Source organism: Ruegeria sp. CL3, assembly GCF_056536505.1.
In genome coordinates this window covers 1-17,329 of the sequence record NZ_JBQFPT010000010.1, presented here as the reverse complement: position 1 = coordinate 17,329, position 17,329 = coordinate 1, and the positions used below count along the sequence as shown (strand labels likewise).

The 17,329-nt window shown below is 59.8% G+C and carries 13 protein-coding genes; 6 read left to right on the top strand and 7 right to left on the bottom strand.

From position 1 onward, the window contains the following. Window positions 1–57 precede the first annotated feature (57 nt). Window positions 58–2,493, top strand: coding sequence for a GcvT family protein (locus ACR0NO_RS15410; RefSeq protein WP_480724585.1), 2,436 nt, complete (start codon window positions 58–60; stop codon window positions 2,491–2,493). Here ACR0NO_RS15410 and ACR0NO_RS15405 read toward each other — a convergent pair. Beyond that, on the bottom strand, window positions 2,490–5,810 hold the full coding sequence (locus tag ACR0NO_RS15405; RefSeq protein ID WP_480724584.1) for an adenylate/guanylate cyclase domain-containing protein: 3,321 nt from the start codon (window positions 5,808–5,810) through the stop codon (window positions 2,490–2,492). The genes ACR0NO_RS15410 and ACR0NO_RS15405 overlap by 4 nt on opposite strands. 128 nt (window positions 5,811–5,938) lie before the next feature. Further along, window positions 5,939–6,838 carry a LysR family transcriptional regulator gene (locus tag ACR0NO_RS15400; protein WP_480724583.1) on the bottom strand — a complete coding sequence of 300 codons (900 nt, stop codon included), beginning with the start codon at window positions 6,836–6,838 and terminating at the stop codon, window positions 5,939–5,941. A gap of 115 nt (window positions 6,839–6,953) precedes the next feature. Here ACR0NO_RS15400 and ACR0NO_RS15395 point away from each other — a divergent pair, with 115 nt between their 5' ends. The 4 genes from ACR0NO_RS15395 to ACR0NO_RS15380 all read left to right on the top strand — a co-directional run bounded on the left by ACR0NO_RS15395 (window position 6,954) and on the right by ACR0NO_RS15380 (window position 10,414). Next, complete coding sequence (locus tag ACR0NO_RS15395) at window positions 6,954–7,574, top strand: glutathione S-transferase family protein (protein WP_480724582.1); 621 nt, start codon at window positions 6,954–6,956, stop codon at window positions 7,572–7,574. A 34-nt stretch (window positions 7,575–7,608) separates the two neighbouring features. Then, window positions 7,609–8,085, top strand: coding sequence for a nuclear transport factor 2 family protein (locus ACR0NO_RS15390; protein ID WP_480724581.1), 477 nt, complete (start codon window positions 7,609–7,611; stop codon window positions 8,083–8,085). A 23-nt stretch (window positions 8,086–8,108) separates the two neighbouring features. Beyond that, window positions 8,109–9,734, top strand: a complete 1,626-nt coding sequence (locus ACR0NO_RS15385) for an FAD-binding oxidoreductase (protein WP_480724580.1) — start codon at window positions 8,109–8,111, stop codon at window positions 9,732–9,734. Window positions 9,735–9,814: 80 nt separating this feature from the next. After that, entirely contained in the window at window positions 9,815–10,414 is a 600-nt protein-coding gene (locus tag ACR0NO_RS15380) for a rhomboid family intramembrane serine protease (protein ID WP_480724579.1), read from the top strand. 223 nt (window positions 10,415–10,637) lie between these two features. On the opposite strand, the gene ACR0NO_RS15375 is transcribed toward ACR0NO_RS15380, so the two are convergent. The 4 genes from ACR0NO_RS15375 to bcoG all read right to left on the bottom strand — a co-directional run bounded on the left by ACR0NO_RS15375 (window position 10,638) and on the right by bcoG (window position 15,116). After that, complete coding sequence (locus ACR0NO_RS15375; RefSeq protein WP_480724578.1) at window positions 10,638–11,834, bottom strand: peptidoglycan-binding domain-containing protein; 1,197 nt, start codon at window positions 11,832–11,834, stop codon at window positions 10,638–10,640. 182 nt (window positions 11,835–12,016) lie between these two features. Continuing rightward, complete coding sequence (locus ACR0NO_RS15370; protein WP_480724577.1) at window positions 12,017–13,441, bottom strand: carnitine 3-dehydrogenase; 1,425 nt, start codon at window positions 13,439–13,441, stop codon at window positions 12,017–12,019. Beyond that, window positions 13,438–14,202, bottom strand: a complete 765-nt coding sequence (locus ACR0NO_RS15365) for an SDR family oxidoreductase (RefSeq protein WP_480724576.1) — start codon at window positions 14,200–14,202, stop codon at window positions 13,438–13,440. Before ACR0NO_RS15365 ends, ACR0NO_RS15370 begins: the two co-directional genes overlap by 4 nt. Then, a complete protein-coding gene (bcoG, locus tag ACR0NO_RS15360) occupies window positions 14,199–15,116 on the bottom strand; it encodes a 3-dehydrocarnitine:acetyl-CoA trimethylamine transferase BcoG (RefSeq protein ID WP_209250954.1) in 918 nt (305 codons plus the stop codon). The genes ACR0NO_RS15365 and bcoG overlap by 4 nt, the downstream gene beginning before the upstream one ends. A gap of 111 nt (window positions 15,117–15,227) precedes the next feature. Between bcoG and ACR0NO_RS15355 the strand changes: the two genes are divergently transcribed. Continuing rightward, window positions 15,228–16,211, top strand: coding sequence for a GlxA family transcriptional regulator (locus ACR0NO_RS15355; protein ID WP_480724575.1), 984 nt, complete (start codon window positions 15,228–15,230; stop codon window positions 16,209–16,211). A gap of 11 nt (window positions 16,212–16,222) precedes the next feature. On the opposite strand, the gene ACR0NO_RS15350 is transcribed toward ACR0NO_RS15355, so the two are convergent. Continuing rightward, on the bottom strand, window positions 16,223–17,200 hold the full coding sequence (locus ACR0NO_RS15350) for an HpcH/HpaI aldolase/citrate lyase family protein (protein WP_480724574.1): 978 nt from the start codon (window positions 17,198–17,200) through the stop codon (window positions 16,223–16,225). Between the last annotated feature and the right edge of the window lie 129 nt (window positions 17,201–17,329).

Genomic DNA, 17,329 nt, shown 5'->3' with positions numbered 1-17,329 from the left:
CATGGTGACAAACGGACTTCGTATGCAGGGCAAGCGAAATCCGGAGGCTCAACCGTCATGAAATCCCGTACTAAAGTTGTTGTCATCGGCGGCGGCATTGCAGGTTGCTCAACACTCTACCACCTGACACAGGAAGGCTGGACCGACGTGGTTCTGGTCGAGCGGAACGAGCTGACCAGCGGTACCACATGGCATTCGGCAGCGCAGGTGACGAATTTCGGAATGAACCAGACCATGGTCGGGCTGAAGACGCATTCGATCAACCTGTACAAGGAACTCTCCGAAAACCCCGAATATCCGATCAACTACCACCACGCCGATGGCGGCATCCGACTGGCCAATACCGAAGCGCAGATGCAGGGCTATCGCCACTTCGCCTCGATGGCGCGTGGGATGGGGGTGCATTTTGAGGTGATCGACGCCGAGGAATGCGCCCGCCGCCACCCCTTGATCTCAACCACCAACCTGTTGGGCGGATTGTGGGACCCTCTGGACGGAGACATCGACCCCGCCCAGCTGTGTCAGGCGCTGGCCTATCACGCTCGTAAAGCTGGCGCCGAGGTCTATCGCAATACGCCGGTCACCGCGCTGACCCAACACAAGGATGACACTTGGACCGTGCATACGGAACATGGCGACATTGATTGTGACATCGTCGTCAATGCTTGTGGCTACCGCGTGAATGAAGTGGGCGCTATGATGGGGGTTCACCACCCCGTCGCCTCGATGGAGCATCAGTATTTCCTGACCGAGGATATCCCTGGTATTGCCGAAGCCGGTCACCGGATGCCTCTGCTGCGCTGCCCAATCAGTGATTATTACTGCCGGCAGGAAAAGGGCGGGCTACTGGTCGGGTTCTATGAGCAGGACTGCAAAACCTGGGGCATGGACGGGATTGATCCGAACTTTGTGAATGCCCTCTGCCCCGACGATCTGGAACGCGTCATGGACGTTCTAGCCGGCGCGTTTGAGCGGATGCCAGCATTGGAAGAAACTGGCATTCGGTCCATAGTGAACGGACCAATCACCTATACCATCGACGGAGCCCCGCTGGTCGGGCCGATCCCCGGTAAACGCAACGCCTTCTGCATCATCGGCCTGCGCGCGGGCCTTGGCGAAGGTGGCGGCCATGGCTGGCTGCTGGCGCAACAGATCGTGCATGGTGAGGCTTGCTATGACACATGGTGCCTCGATCCGCGCCGGTTCACCGGGCATACGAATGTGGAATTGACCTCACTGAAGGCTATCGAAGACTATCAGAACGAATTCCGGTTCCACTTCCCGCATGAACATCGCCCCGCCGGACGACCGGCCAAGACAACCCCGCTGACGCCCATCTTGGCGGCAGAAGGGGCCGAGTTTACCGTCGTGAACGGGTGGGAGCGGATGGACTACATCAAGCCATCACCCGATTTTCACCCGACACTCACCTTCAACTTCGATGAGGCGTTCGACATCGTCGCTGCCGACGTAAAGAACGTGCAGGAAAATGTTGGCCTGTGCGAAGTCAACGGCTTTAACCGGTTTGAGATCACCGGAACCGATCGCCACAGTTTCCTCGATCGAATGATCTGCGGCACGGTCACCAAGCGCGATGGACGCGTTGGTCTGAGCTATCTGCTGAACCAACACGGCATGGTCAAGGCCGAAGCGACCGTGGCAAACCTGCCAGCCTCGGATCGGGGGCCAGAGCGTGTGTGGTACGGCTCGGCTGCGGCCAGCGAATATCACGACATGGACTGGCTGACCCAGCACATTAGCAAGGATGAGGATGTTCAGATCCGATCCCTTACCAATGACCAGACCATTCTGGTTCTGGCTGGCCCCAAAGCGCGCGCCGTGCTGTCGGCCTGTGCGCGCGGTGACTGGTCGAAAGAGGCCTTCCCATGGCTGTCGGTGCGCGAATGCTTCATCGGCTTTGCCCCGGCCACCGTGATGGGCGTCAGCTTCTCGGGCGAGTTGGCTTATGAAATCCACGTGCCGAACGCCTCGCTCTATGCCGCCTATCTGGCGCTACGGGCCGCCGGTGAGGCGCATGGGCTGAAGCTGTTCGGGGCCCGCGCGGTGGAATCCATGCGGATGGAAAAGGGCTTTCTGCATTGGAAATCCGACATCCTCACGGAATTCGACCCATATGAGACCGGCTTGGATCGGTTCGTAAACCTGAATAAAGGTGAGTTCATCGGCAAGGAGGCCCTGTTGGAACGCCGCGCCAGCGGCAAGCGCAAGCAACTCGTGACGCTGCAGATCGACGCAACACACGCACCCGCCCATGGCGGGGCTTCGTTGATGCATGGCGACACTGTGGTTGGCACCGTCACCTCGGGCGATTGGGGTCATCGGGTCGGGCAGAACCTGGCCTATGCGTTCATTGATCCCGCGCTGGCGGGCGAAGGCACCAGTGTGTTGATCGATATGTACGGCGATTTGGTCGACGCGCAGGTCATCCCTGCCTCACCCTATGATCCTGCACACGTACGGATGCGCGCCTAGGCCGTTTCCACCCCAGCCAACAATTCACGAGCGAGGCGCATCTCAACTGTTTGGTCCCCGCCCGAGATCGCCTCAGCCGCCGCCTGAAGTGCTGTGTTTGCAATCGCCGCGCAGTGAAACCGCTCGCATGTCCGGGCGAAATCTATGGCCGTGTGCAGGGCAAACATCCGCGCTTTTTGGTCCTGTGCGCGGGAAAAAGCCTGCCGGAATTCCGCCTCGGCGGGACTGGTCGAGGATTTCGCCAGCGCATAAACCCGGTCGGTTTCTGCCTGCGCCCACCCCTCGTTGGTCAAACGCTGATGTTCACGCGCTTCCGCCAATGCGGTCAGAGCACCTTCGCGGTCGCCCATGGAAAGCGTGACTTCGGCAATCAGTGTCATGAAGAACGGTTTGTGATTTCCCGCTCCGCTGGACCACCATGCATCCGTCGCCCTTTTGAGGTCCTTGATGGTGTCCGGGCCAGGGGATGCGTAGGCCTTGACCCAGCTTCTCCAGACATTGGCCGTCAGGGTCATGAAGGTGAATGCGTGCTTGTTCGACAGCTCTTCCAGTTGCTCCATCTCTCGGGTCACAGCGCCTGGATCGCGGCGCAGAAGATGCAGCATACACAGGTAAGTCAGAGCCTGCGCCACGCTATGGGCATGATCTAGGTCGCGGGCAGCCTCAACCGCCTGAGTCTGTATTTCCAGCGCCTTGTCCGGCTCACCGCGCATCCAGGTGGCGAGGCTCAGGAAGCAAGAAGTTATGGCCGCGTGGTCGGATCCATAGACATAGGCCAGATGCGCATCGCGTTCGGGGCGGTAAAGGGCCAGCGCCTGTTCGAGATGCGTGTGGGCCGGGTCCAGCTCTCCGATATGAAACAGCACCGCGCCCATCGCCCGATGGGCCACCATTTGATGTTGCGTTTCGCCTGATGTGTCCGCCAAGTCCAGAAGTTGCCGCGCCACAACCCGCGCCAAATCATACTCACCCCGAACCAAGTGAAAGGAATACAGGCCGTTGAGGACCGGGAACAGGTTCTCTGTCTCATCCATGCGTTCGCACAAGTCCCGTATCCGGGCATAGGTCGAACCGGTCTCATCCGCGGCGATACCTGCCGTCGAGCGCAGAACCCCTGCGCGCAGCGTCTGTATCTCGATCTCTCGCTTGTCACGCTCAACACTGGTCGTTTGGTCGCCCAGCAGATCAAGCGCCAAGGACAGCTGCGTATTCGCCTCGGTATTGGCCGAGCGTTTGACAGCGCGCTGACCGGCCAGATAGCGACAGTCGATCGCCTCATCCACCATACCTGCAAGGGTGTAGTGATGGGCCAGAACTTCGGGGCCTGCATCCTCGACCGCCGAGGTTTTCTGGTCCAGCGTCTTGGCAACCCGTTCGTGCAGAACCCGGCGTTCGGTTTTCAGAAGACTGTTGTAGGCGGTGTCGCGGATCAGGGCGTGGCGATAGCTGAAGGTCTGCAACTCGTCATCTCCTGAGGTCGTGACGATGCCAGCCTCAACCAACAGGTCCAAACCGGACCGCAACACAGTATCGCTGAATCGCGACACTTTCGAGATAAGCGGGTACGAGAATTGAGGCCCGATCACAGCCCCGATCTGCGCCACTTCCTTGGCCGAGCTCAGGCGATCCAAACGCGCCATCAACGCATCATGCAGCGCACTGGGAACTGAGCTTGCAGCAGAGGCCCCTCCGCTGGCGCGAGCAATTGGAGCATCGGGCATATCGCCTGCTTCCAGTAGATCCTTCGTCACCTCTTCCACGTAAAGCGGCACACCATCGGATCGGGCCGCTACCAGTTCATACATGGCGTCGGGGATGTCCTGCCCTTGCGCGACCTCATTTGCGATGCGTTTAACGTCCTGAAAATCAAGCTGCCTGAGAACCACTTTGGTCAGATTGGATTGCAACGCCCAACCCGGGTCAAACTCCGGTCGGAAGGTCATCACGACCATCACCGGAAGATCCCTAAGACGGTCCACAAGCCGATCCATCAGCGCCTTTGTCGTCGGATCGAGCCAGTGCGCGTCCTCAAACAACAGCAAAACCGGCTTATCGGATGCATCGGCCAGCAAATGGTCCAGCAACATCTGGTGTGTCTGATCCATGATCTGCTGCGGCGTCAGGGTCAGCGGCCCCAACCGATCCTCGAACGGGATCGACAATAGCGACGCGGCCAATCCCAGAACCTGATCTGAGGGATCTTTTAAAACCGACGAAATCTTCTCCAGCTTTGCCTCATCCGAGTCTTCAGACCTCAGGTCGGCAACATGGTGAAGCCGCCGGATGATCGGATAAAACGAGCTGGCAAAATGGTACGGCGAACACTGCAGTCGGATTTGCTCATGCGCGCCTTGGGGGGTTTTCTGCCGCAACTCCTCAATCAGGCGCGATTTCCCGATCCCCGGCTCTCCGGACACCAGAACGATTTGACCTTCGCCCTCACTGGCCAGCTTCCACTTGTCGCTGAGCGTCTCATATTCTGTCGTGCGACCGATCAGAGGGCCGAGGGCAGCACCCTCAGCACGTCTGAAACGGCTGTCCGTGTCGCGCGCACCGATCACTTGCCACGCTTCAACTTCTTTCGTGAACCCCTTCAGCTTGAAAGACCCTTGCAGCACATAGTCGAAGGCCCCACCCGCCAACTGATGCGTCCGAGGTGACACGATCATGGTGCCGGGTTCCGCCATCACCTGTAGACGGGCGGCCAGATTGGGTGTCTCACCCATCGCGGTGCCGTCTTCGAACATCTTCTCACCGCGCAAATCGCCAACCACGACCAGACCGGTGGCGATCCCGATCCGCACCTGGAGTTTTGCGTGAGTGCGGATCTCAGGCACTTCACGGATGATACGCAACCCGGCGCGAATGGCGCGCTCGGGGTCTTCTTCATGGGCCAGCGGGAACCCGAAGAACACCATGATCCCGTCGCCGTAATAGCTTGCAATCTGACCATCGAAATCCGCGACGGACGCCGCGCAGGTCTCTTTGAACAGCCGCAGAACCTCGGCCAAGTCCTCAGGGTCGACCCGTTGCGATATCTCGGTCGAACCGACCAGATCAATGAACATGACCGTCAGCTGACGGCGTTCGGCCACGATCGACGCGCCCAGTGCCGTGTTTTGCGGCCGGGCGTTGCCGTCAGTGGTTGAGCGTACCGCCTTCATGAACCGCCGCCGAGGTCCCAGAGGCAGGCCAATGGTCACGAGGTCTTCGTCGGTCAGCTCTGTCAGGTCACCCAATTCAATCTCATTGTCGGCGAAGGCGCTGGCGTATTTGGCCAGTCCGTGCTTGCTCAGCCAACGTTCGATTTCGGCCATACCATCCCTTCCAAGGCTGCGGGCGTCCTCTCAAAAACTGAATTCCGTGAGGGTCGCCCGGCGCTCGACCCTACGAAAACAAGGGGCCAAGGATTGGTCAAGGGTCTAAGCGTCATAGGTTTTAGGCATTACGCTCCGGCGTTGCAGATCAGGTCGTCGCTTGCCAGATGGTCGATCAACGCGCGGACCCGCGTGGTCAGCCTGCGGTTTTGCGGGAAAAGCGCCGCCACGACGTAAGGTGTGACACGGTATTCGGCGAACAGCTCAACCAATTCCCCGGACCTAAGGGCATCCGCCACCGTGTAGGCCGGGCATCTGGCAACGGCCACTCCTGCGGCGGCCAACCGTGCCGAGGCCGCAGGCGCATTGGCCTGAAGGCGACCATTGACGTGAACCGCCACCTCGCTGCCATCGACATCAAACCGCCAGACTGCAGGGTCGCTCATATTGCCGTCCAGAATGCACTCATGCGTGGCAAGGGCACTTGGATGCGCGGGCACACCTGCACTTTCGAGATAGGCCGGAGACGCGCACACAATCAGCGGCATCGGACCCAACCGGCGCATCTTAAGCGAACTGTCCCGCGTTGGCCCGATCCGGATCGCCAAATCCAGACCCTCTTCGATGATCGACACCCGGCGGTCTGAAAGGTTGAGATCAATTTCGACCTCAGTGTGCTTTTCGACAAAAGCCGCCAGCGACGGGGCCAACCGTAGTGAGCCGAACCCTGTCGGCGCAGAAATCCTTATAATCCCGCGCAGAGACGTCTGCGCGTTGCGCACCGCCTCCTCCATTTCGTCGAACCCGTCCAGAAGCGGTTCGCACATCGCCAGGTAGGTCGCCCCCGCATCCGTCAGGGATACGCTGCGGGTGGTTCGGTTCAGAAGCTGAACGCCCAGCGCCTCCTCCAGATCGGCCACGTATTTGCTGACCAGACGCGACGACCGCCCCAGCCGCTGGGCTGCCAAAGTGAACGAGGCATTCTGTGCCACCAGCGTAAAGGCACGCATTCGGTCGATCTTGTCCATGTCTATTCCGCCCTCCTAGGGCTTAATGATCCCCTAAAACTGCCCATTATCGCCCATGGTGGCAAGCTGTATCTATAGCCGCAGAAGCAATTCCGCGCATGACAGGAGCTGACAAATGTCGAACGCAGTACGTATCCACCACTTCCCGAAATCCGGCCACGCGCACCGCGCCCTGGTCTTTGCCAAGCTGGCCGGTATCGCCCATGAGGTCGTTTTCGTCGATTTGGCCGCAGGCGCGCATAAATCGCCCGAGTTTCTGGAGATGAATCCCAACGGGCAAGTCCCGGTGCTTGAGGATGGCGATGTTGTAGTCTCGGATTCCAATGCGATTCTCGTATACCTCGCCCGGCAATACGCGCCCGACTGGATGCCGACCGACGCGGTGGGCGAGGCGGCGGTGCAGCGCTGGCTGACCCTCGCCGCGGGAGAGATCGCATTCGGATCCGCCGCGGCGCGGTTGATCACGGTGTTCGGGGCACCTCTGGACGTCGATTTCGCCGCCGCAACCGCAGCCAAGGCGATGCAAAAACTTGAAAAGGGATTGGAAGGCCGCGACTGGCTGGTTGGCGACCGACCGACCATCGCAGATGTCGCCGCCTACTCCTACACTGCCCACGCACCCGAGGGGAACGTCTCGCTCGACCCCTATCCGAATGTGCGGGCATGGATCGCCCGGTTCGAGGCGCTGGACGGATTCGAGCCGATGCCAGCCACGGCCGTGGGCCTCGTCGCTTAAACGTCTGCGCCAAACACCCAATCGGAGACGTGCAATGACACTCGAAGAACCTCGCCACCCTCTGCCGCCCTTCACCCGAGAAACCGCGATTGAAAAGGTCCGTCTCGCCGAGGACGGCTGGAATGGCCGTAGCCCGGCCAAGGTCGCGCTGGCCTACACGCCGGACAGCCAATGGCGCAACCGGGCCGAGTTCCCCGTTGGCCGCGCCGAGATCGAGGCGTTTCTAACCCGCAAATGGAACAAGGAACTGGACTATCGCCTGATCAAGGAACTCTGGGCCTGTGACGGCAACCGGATCGCGGTGCGATACGCCTATGAATTCCGTGATGACAGCGGAAACTGGTTCCGGGCCTACGGCAACGAAAATTGGGAATTCGACGAGAATGGCTACATGGCCAACCGCTTTGCCAGCATCAACGAATTGCCGATCACAGAGGATGATCGCAAGTTCCACTGGCCTCTGGGCCGCCGCCCGGACGACCATCCGGGGCTGAGCGATCTGGGCCTTTAAACACACACCAAGGAGGTAAGACGATGTCTGGCACGGAAACTCCGTTCCACGCGGGCGAACTGGCGGCGCAAGTGCGGGCGGGTGCGGGCGATATTGCCCGCAGGGCCGCTCCGTACATTCGCGACCATTTGCCGGACCAGCATCGTGCCTTCTATCAGGCGCAGCCGTTTCTGGTGGCTGCGTCCAGCGATGCAGAGGGCCGCGTATGGGCGACAATCATTGAAGGCGAGGACGGGTTCGTTCATTCGCCTGATCCCCGCAAATTGACCGTAGATACCGTGATCGACCAGCGTGATCCGTTGGCAGAAAGCCTGAGAAAAGGGGCTGATATCGGCGTTGTCGGCATCGAGCTGGCGACGCGCCGACGCAATCGGTTCAGCGGTCGGACCCGTCCAACCGACACTGGTTTTGCAATCGATATCCGCCAGAGCTTCGGCAACTGCCCTCAGTATATCAATGAACGCGACTGGCGGCGGGTAGCCGGCAATAAACCGGCAGAGGCGGTGGTATCTGACCACCTCGACCCCGAACAGATCGCAAGTATAAGCGCCTCGGATACCTTGTTCATCGGGTCCGGTCGACATGGTCCGCAACACGCGGCGTCGAACGGGTTTGATGCATCTCATCGCGGAGGGACACCCGGTTTTGTCCGCGTCGTCGCTCCAAACCGCCTGCGTATTCCCGACTATTCCGGAAACAATTTCTTCAATACGATTGGCAATCTGTTGGAGAACCCCCGCATCGGGCTGCTATTCGTCGATTTCGCGACCGGAGGACTGCTGCATCTGTCCGGGCGGGCCGAGATCGACTGGGCACCGGCCGAGGCGCGTGATCCCAACGTTCTACGCATGATCGACGTTCAGGTCGACTCCGTGATTGACCGACCAAACGCGCTGTCGCTGAGATGGTCGGCTGAACCGACCCCATCGAGACAGCTGGTAGTTGCGGACAAGATTGCCGAGGCCGAGGGGATCACATCATTTCAACTTCGACCCGCAAATGGTGGGCCACTTGCCGCGTTTGAGGCAGGGCAGCACCTGCCGATTGTGCTCAGCGTTCCGACGCATGACACCAAGCTGCGGCGGACATATACCCTGTCCGGCAACCCGTCCGAGGACCACTACAGGATCACTGTCAAACGCGAACCGAATGGTGCTGCATCCCGCTTTCTGCACGACAAGGTGCAATTGGGCGACGTAATCGAGGCCAAACCGCCAGCCGGGGATTTCCTGATCCCGTCAGTAGACACGCCCCTTGTCCTCGTCAGCGCCGGCGTTGGCGTGACCCCGATGATCGCAATGTTGCATCAGACTGTGGCACAGCACCCTGACCGTCCGGTCTGGTTCATACATGCCGCGCGCAACGGACGGTTTCACGCGCTGCGCGGCGAAGTTGACGACCTGATTGCCACCAGCCCGATCGCACGGAAACGGATCTACTACAGCGCGCCCGAGGCCCAGGATGTGGCGGGGCAGGATTTTGACATCAAAGGCCGGATCACGGCGCAGGAACTGGTTGCATTGAACGCAGGTCCCAACGCTCAGTATTTGCTCTGCGGTCCGTTGGATTTCATGACCGACCTGAAATCCGGCCTTGAAGCGTTAGGGGTCGGGGAAAACCAGATCCATTTCGAGGTCTTTGCCACCTGAGCGCGTCAGCGCCCACACTCTGATCCGACTATCCTGCAAGGCGTATTGATCGTTGTCACTGCCACGATTATCTATTTCAGATGATTGAAAAAAACGGTAAACGTGTTGTTTTTTCGCGGTTCAAGGTCCTGGCGCTCTTCGTAGCGGTGCTTTGGGCGATACAGGTTCTCAATTGGACGGTTGGGTACCGCCTGAACCTCGCGTTCGGGCTGATCCCAAGGCAGATCGCCGGGTTGGACGGTATCTTTGGCATGCCACTTCTGCATGCCAGCTTTCCGCATCTCATTTCTAACACGCCTCCGCTGATCCTGATGGGGGCCTTGCTGGCGGCTACAGCAACACGGGCATTGTTGGTCGTGAACGCCGTCATCATCGCTTTGGGCGGAGCGCTGGTCTGGCTGTTTGGAAACACAGCCATCCATATAGGCGCATCCGGGCTAGTGTTTGGGTGGTTCGGCTTTCTGGTAGCGCGCGGATTGGTCGATCGGTCGCCCGTGACCCTTGCCGTGGCCATGGTGGTCGGGCTGCTTTACGGATCAATCCTTTGGGGCGTTCTACCCGGTCAGCCCGGCATCTCGTGGGAGGCGCATTTGTTCGGCGCAATCGCAGGCGTTGCCGCAGCTTTGCTCGTCCGAACTCACGTACATGCCCCACGGATTTTGAACGTGGATCAACCCTAAACAAGCACAGTGAGGCAAGGGGCCGATTGCGGATTGCCGACACACCCGTGGCGATAGGAATTGCCCGCACCAAAGGGTTTGTCACTAGCCCCTACGATATCTAAGACTTCGAACGGGTCACGCAGAGCACCCGTCTGCGCAGCACTCGATCAGGGTTCCTGTTATTGAGGCGCTTGAAGAAGCCGCGGACGATCCTTGCGCCCGCGGAACAGGTCAGCCAGACCTACTGTGTTTCTGTCATTGCCGCACGTAGCAATTCCGGGCGATCCGATTGTGATGGCAGGAACACGGCCTGAGATCCGGCATCAAGTGCTGACAGGCTTGCGTCATACCACTGCATCGCCAGATCGCGACGCTCTTGTACGCCGAAGCCTTCGCGCAGGTGGTGACCGATCAGCTCTCCATAGGCAGGTTCGCCCATGGCAACCAGCATCAAGGCCGAGCCTACTGCGCTGTCCATATTGTCCTGACGGTAGCCCATCGCCAAACATACTTTGCTTGTCGCTGCAATGTCCTCGGGGCTGAGGCCAGAATCCAGAGCCAGCTTGCGCATTTGTGTTTCGGCCTCGGTTTTAGACGTCAGCGACAGTGAAACGACCTGTGGCGCTAGCATCTCTCCATATGCTTCGCATTGCGCTGTCACTTGATCCGGTGTCAGGCCCTGAATGTCCTCCATCAGATCTTCACCCCGCGCCATGGCGTAGCTGCGCGCCAGACAGAACTGCTCGCTCAGGGCGAAATCGGGGTCCGACATGTTCGCAAGCGTCGTGTAGCCGCCATTGGTTGAAGTTTGCAGCATCACCGCGCTACAACGGTTGGCCAGAGACGGGCCACCAGTGCCACCTGCAAATAGGCTCGGCAGGGCTGCAGTGGCCGTTTCGGTCACTTCAGGCTCGGGCGCCGGTTCGGCAGGGGCAGCCGTTGCAGTCACAGGTGCCACGGGTTGCGGCGCGGGTTGCGGAGCAGCAGCTACAGCCGTGCCCGTTTGGACTTGCCGACGATAGGCCATCAACAACGGCTGACCGGAGAGCTGAGTGCTGGCCTGACCGCCACTTGTGCCCCAGTAGTAGGCCTGCATCAGGAAATCGCGCTGATAGGGTTGGAAATCATAGCCATTGACCGGATATCCCATGGACGCCTGATACCGTTGGATTGCAGCCCGCGTGCCACCACCGACCTGACCATCGACCCGTCCGGCATTGTAGCCGAAATAGTTGAGGGCCGTTTGCGTCTGCGCCCCTTGCGAGGTGGATGGAATGCTTGGCCGATATGTCCGGGTGGTCGAGCGCTGCGCTTTCTTCTTTTGCTGATCTTTGCCGATTGCGTAGCCAACCACGCCTCCGACGACAGCACCGCCAATGAAATCACCCGCATCTGCCCTGGCAATCTGGGGATTCGCGGTCGACAAAGCGAAGGTCAAACAAAGTGTTGCCAATAAACGAAAAATCATAAGTTACCTCCAAAACACAACAACAATTGGAGGAAATTATAGCACAACGCCGCCGCGCTTGCGCAAAAAAGGCGGGCCAGGATTTTTGCAGATCGACCCGCCAGTAGATGCCGCCGCCGGATTCGTTAACCCAGAGGCAGCACGCGTTGATATCAGCCCCGTTGCCCCACATGGCGACCCGCCCCTTGAGGGGCCGGTAGTTTGGCATGATCTTCGGCAAAAGCGGTCAGTTTCGCGGCCACACCCTCGGTCGGCAGAGAGGTTTTGCGCGCGTTCAGGTCCATATGTAGCAGCAGGGTCTCAACGGTGGCCGCGACCTCTCCATCCGGGCCGTGCAGGCGGTGGAACAAGTGCATTTTCTTGCCTTCACCGCGCAGAACCTGCGTGGTGACGGTCAGCCGATCCCCTGCATGCAATTCCGCGTGGTACTGCACGAAATTCTCGACCGTGAAGTAGCTGTTGCCCGCCGCGACATAGTCTGCATCCGCGTCGATCATCAGCATGAAATTGTCCGTCGCCTGGGCCGAGACTTCGATATAGTGGGCCTCATTCATGTGACCGTTATAGTCTGTCCAGCTTTGCGGGATCATTCGATCCACAGTGATCGGCAGATCATCGCCTTCGGGGTCAGGCAACATCGTTTCGTGCGCGTTCAGAACGCCGCCCGCCCCGCTGCCGGTTTTCTTCAGCGCTCGCATCATCCCGATCAGGTTGTCATCGCGCAGACGCTCCAGTTCGCGGATCGACAAATGGCCGGATTGCGCATCCGATTGACCGGCGATCAGGTCGACCAGTTCATCGGTAAATTCCGGCACATCCATGAGTTTGGTCCAAGGCCATTGCAGGGCCGGGCCGAATTGCGCCATGAAGTGTTTCATCCCCGCCTCGCCACCCGCGACGCGGTAGGTTTCGAACAGACCCATCTGCGCCCAGCGGATACCAAAACCCATACGGATCGCTTCGTCGATTTCTTCGGTCGTGGCGACGCCATCCTTGACCAGCCAAAGCGCCTCACGCCAGACAGCCTCGAGGAAACGGTCGGCGATATGCGCATCAATCTCTTTGCGCACAGTCAGCGGATACATCCCAATGGACCGCAGGATATCCGACGCCTTGGCACATGTGCCGGCGTCCCCCACCAGCTCGACCAGCGGCAGCAGGTAGACGGGGTTGAACGGGTGCGCGACGACGACGCGGCCGCCGTGTTCGTTCAGCTCAGAGGGCTTGAAACCTGAGGTCGAAGACCCGATCACCGCATCCGCAGGCGACAGCTTGTCGATCTGCGCGTGGATCTTGTGCTTGAGGTCCAAACGCTCGGGCACGCTTTCCTGAACCCACACGGCACCAGCCAGAGCCTCGCCCATATCGTCGTGAAAGGTCAGAGTGCCCTCGGCTGGCAGCGCCTTGTCATAAAGCGCGGGCAAGGCGCGGCGGGCATTGGCCAGCACTTCGCCGATTTTGCGCTCTGCTTCCGGGTCCGGATCAAAAACCGATACGTTCCAGCCGTTCAGCAGAAAGCGGGCGACCCAGCCCCCGCCGATCACGCCGCCGCCGAAGATGGTTGCTTTTTGTGTCATGGCGCAAGTGTCTCCGTATGGCCATCAATGGACAGAACCTGCCCCGAGATTTTGGTCCCTGCCTCTGAGGCAAGGAAATGTATGCTGTTCGCCACGTCCTGCGCCGTAACCCATGTTTTCATGGACACGCCTGTCACATAGGCGGCGCGCATGGTCTCAATACTCTGACCATGGGCGGCGGCTTCGTTCGCCAGCACACGCTCCATCCGGTCGCCTTCAACAGCACCGGGGCAGATCGCGTTGACGCGAATGCCAAAGGGGCCAAGCTCCATCGCGAGGGTTTTGGTCAAGCCGATCAGGGCCCATTTAGCCGCCGCATAGGGCGACCGCATCGGATAGCCCATGATCCCAGCGGTGGACGAGGTCATGACGATCAGGCCACTTTTTTGCGCCTTCATGACCCGCGCCGCCCAACGGCAGGTCAGATATGCACCGTGCACGTTGGTGGCGAGGCATTGCTGCCACGCGTCATAGGCGAGATCTTCGATTGGCCCGGCGGGGCCGCCGGTACCGGCATTGGCGCAGACCACATCAATGCCGCCCCATTCGTTCTCAACCGAACTTAGGAAAGCGTCCATGGCGGATTCCGAGGTGACATCGGCCACCACAGCGATACTGCCGGGATGCGCGTCGGCAAAGCTCCGAACCGCGGCAGGGTCTGCGTCGCAGACCGCTACTCGTGATCCGTCTTGAATGAATTGCTCCGCAATGACGCGGCCGATACCAGCCGCGCCTGCGGTTACAAGAACGCGCCTGTTCATTTCGCGACGGGAGCGCGCTTGGTCAGGTCCAGTTTCTCGCGCACGGCGTCCGGGCCGATGATCTTGGCGCCCATGTTCTCGATCACCGTCACGGCACGTTCGACCAGTTGCGCGTTGGTGGCCAGAACGCCTTTTTCCAGAAACAGATTGTCTTCCAGGCCAACTCGGACATTACCACCCGCCAGAACCGATTGCGCGGCATAAGGCATCTGATCGCGACCCAGCGAGAAGGCCGACCATGTCCAATCAGAAGGCACCGCATTGACCATCGCCATGAAGGTGTTGATGTCGTTGGGGGCACCCCACGGCACACCCATGCACAGTTGGACCAGAGCGTTGGGCTCCAGAATACCCTCTTTCACTAATTGCTTGGCGAACCACAGGTGGCCGGTGTCGAAGGCTTCGATCTCGGGCTTCACGCCAAGATCGGTCATCATCTGACCCATCGCCCGCAGCATGCCAGGGGTGTTGGTCATCACATAGTCTGCCTCGGCAAAGTTCATGGTGCCACAGTCGAGGGTGCAGATCTCGGGCAGACACTCGGCAATATGCGCCATCCGCTCCGTCGCGCCGATCATGTCAGTGGCCGCTTCATTGACCGGAAACGGGCTTTCGGTCGGGCCGAACACAATATCACCGCCCATACCGGCCGTCAGGTTCAGCACCACATCGACCTCAGCATCGCGAATGCGGTCTGTCACCTCGCGGTACAGGCCCAGATCGCGCGACGGCACACCAGTTTCCGGGTCGCGTACGTGGCAATGCACAACGGCAGCCCCCGCCTTGGCCGCATCAATCGCCGAGTTGGCAATCTGCTCGGGCGAGCGCGGTACATGCGGAGACTTGTCCTGCGTCCCACCCGATCCGGTGACGGCACAGGTGATGAAAACTTCGCGGTTCATGGCAAGGGGCATAACTTTGTCCTTCGATCAGCAGGAATCGCGCCTTGGAAGGCGACTGAATGCGGCAAAGCTACTTTCAAAACCCAGGAAAAATCGATACATTTTTCGTCAGGAGGAATACTTTTGTCGTCATCCCCTCATGAGCATTTCGAGTTCCTGTTACTGGACGGGTTTTCCAACATGGTTCTGGCCAGCGCCCTCGAACCGTTGCGTGACGTCAAGATGCGCGCGCTCTACGCCAGTCCAGGTTGGGAGATCACCAGCCTGAACGGTGAACCCGTGGAAAGTTCGAGTGCGATACAGGTCTCTCCAAATCGCGCCTTCGACCCGACGAAATCGACCGGAACGCTGGTCATCGTGGCCGGTTACCGCGTCCGGCAGCAGATCACCAAGGAATTGCTGGTTGCGATCCGACAAGCCGTTCGGACCGCCCGGCGCGTTCTGGCTCTGGATACGGCGTCTTGGATACTGGCCGAAGCCGGGGTTCTGGACGGGCACCAAGCTACGATCCACTGGCAGGAGTTTGATGCCTTTCGCGAAAGCTTTCCCAAAGTGAACGTGTCCAGCGCCCGGTTTGTTCAATCCGGCCCGTTTCTGACCTGCGGAGGGGCCAGCACAGCGCTGGAACTTACCCTCGACCTGATCCAGAACCTGTTCGGCCCCGCCGCCGCATTTGATGCCTCGAACATGTTCATCTACGACCCTGCCCGCCAGTCCGAACTGAAGCGTGGTTCGCAACAATTGCAGGATCGTGGGTCGACCAAACTGCTGGACGCCCTGAATGTCATTGCCGAAAACGTCGAGACTCCGCTGACAACCTTTGAACTGGCCGAACGCGTCTCGCTCTCCGAGCGCAGCCTCAGCCGCGCATTTGCAGATGAGCTGGGGATGACGACTGGCAAATACTACAAGCTCTATCGTCTGCAACATGCGCGCTATCTGGCGCAGGAAACGCGACTGAGTGTCGAACAGATTGCCCTAAGATGCGGGTTTTCTTGCGCGTCGGCCTTGGGGCGGTCGTTCACCCGTGAATTCGGCCGCCCGATCAGCGCCTTTCGCACGCAAAACCGAAACGGGCCGTCCGATGGGACAGCCCGCTCCGTCTAACGTTTGGCAGATCACGCGGCAGCGATCTGACCTGCCTTTTCAACCAGCACTTCCGCCTGCCGGATCGATGCATAATCGATCAGGCGACCGTCCAGCGAGACAGCGCCTCTACCAGCCGCTTCGGCATCGGCCATCGCGACGAGGATCCGCTTGGCCTTGTCCACCTCGGCATCCGAAGGCGACATGACCTCATTGGCCAGCGTGATCTGGCTGGGGTGAATGGCCCACTTGCCTTCACAGCCCAGAACCGCTGCGCGCTTTGCCGCCGCACGATAGCCAACGGGGTCTTGAAAATCCCCGAACGGGCCGTCGATCGGGCGCAGGCCGTTTGCGCGCGCCGCAACAACCATACGCGCCAGCGCGTAGTGCCACATATCACCCCAATGGGTCATGCGGCCGCCCTCAGGGTCGGCATCGGTCAGCACCGAGTAATCCGGGTTCACACCGCCAATGATGGTTGTCCGTGCGCGGGTCGAGGCCGCATAGTCGGCAACCCCGAAATGCAGACTTTCGTTGCGTTTCGATGCGGCAGCAATCTCGCTGACATTCTGCATGCCAAGCGCGGTTTCGATGATATGCTCGAACCCGATCCGCTTTTTGTAGCCCTTGGCGTCCTCGATCTGGGTGACCAGCATGTCGACGGCATAGACATCGGCAGCGGTGCCGACCTTGGGGATCATGATCAGGTCCAGACGCTGACCGGCCTGTTCGACCACATCCACGACGTCGCGATACATATAGTGCGTATCCAGCCCGTTGATCCGCACCGACATGGTCTTATTGCCCCAATCGATATCGTTCAGGGCCTCGATGATGTTCGCTCTAGCCTGTTCCTTTTCGTCTGGGGCAACGGCGTCTTCCAGATCCAGGAAGATCACATCCACATCCGACTTGGCCGCTTTTTCAAACATGCCGGGCTGGCTGCCCGGAACAGCCAGTTCGCTGCGGTTCAGGCGGGCCGGAGCCTGTTCGATTGGGTGAAAGCTCATGGTTAAGGGTCCTTGGTTTTACAAGTTCGGATAGATAGGGAAGCGGGCGCAGAGGTCGGCGACTTCTGCTTTGACCTTGGCCTCGACCTCGGCATTGCCGTCTTCGCCATTGGCGGCGAGACCGTCGAC

Bases quoted from the DNA above. Each gene is read 5' to 3' on its own strand.
- ACR0NO_RS15405 (WP_480724584.1), bottom strand. From the start codon at position 5,810: ATGGCCGAAATCGAACGTTGGCTGAGCAAGCACGGACTGGCCAAATAC.
- ACR0NO_RS15365 (WP_480724576.1), bottom strand. From the start codon at position 14,202: ATGAACAGGCGCGTTCTTGTAACCGCAGGCGCGGCTGGTATCGGCCGC.
- ACR0NO_RS15380 (WP_480724579.1), top strand. From the start codon at position 9,815: ATGATTGAAAAAAACGGTAAACGTGTTGTTTTTTCGCGGTTCAAGGTC.
- ACR0NO_RS15410 (WP_480724585.1), top strand. From the start codon at position 58: ATGAAATCCCGTACTAAAGTTGTTGTCATCGGCGGCGGCATTGCAGGT.
- ACR0NO_RS15370 (WP_480724577.1), bottom strand. From the start codon at position 13,441: ATGACACAAAAAGCAACCATCTTCGGCGGCGGCGTGATCGGCGGGGGC.
- ACR0NO_RS15400 (WP_480724583.1), bottom strand. From the start codon at position 6,838: ATGGACAAGATCGACCGAATGCGTGCCTTTACGCTGGTGGCACAGAAT.
- ACR0NO_RS15385 (WP_480724580.1), top strand. From the start codon at position 8,109: ATGTCTGGCACGGAAACTCCGTTCCACGCGGGCGAACTGGCGGCGCAA.
- bcoG (WP_209250954.1), bottom strand. From the start codon at position 15,116: ATGCCCCTTGCCATGAACCGCGAAGTTTTCATCACCTGTGCCGTCACC.
- ACR0NO_RS15350 (WP_480724574.1), bottom strand. From the start codon at position 17,200: ATGAGCTTTCACCCAATCGAACAGGCTCCGGCCCGCCTGAACCGCAGC.
- ACR0NO_RS15395 (WP_480724582.1), top strand. From the start codon at position 6,954: ATGTCGAACGCAGTACGTATCCACCACTTCCCGAAATCCGGCCACGCG.
- ACR0NO_RS15390 (WP_480724581.1), top strand. From the start codon at position 7,609: ATGACACTCGAAGAACCTCGCCACCCTCTGCCGCCCTTCACCCGAGAA.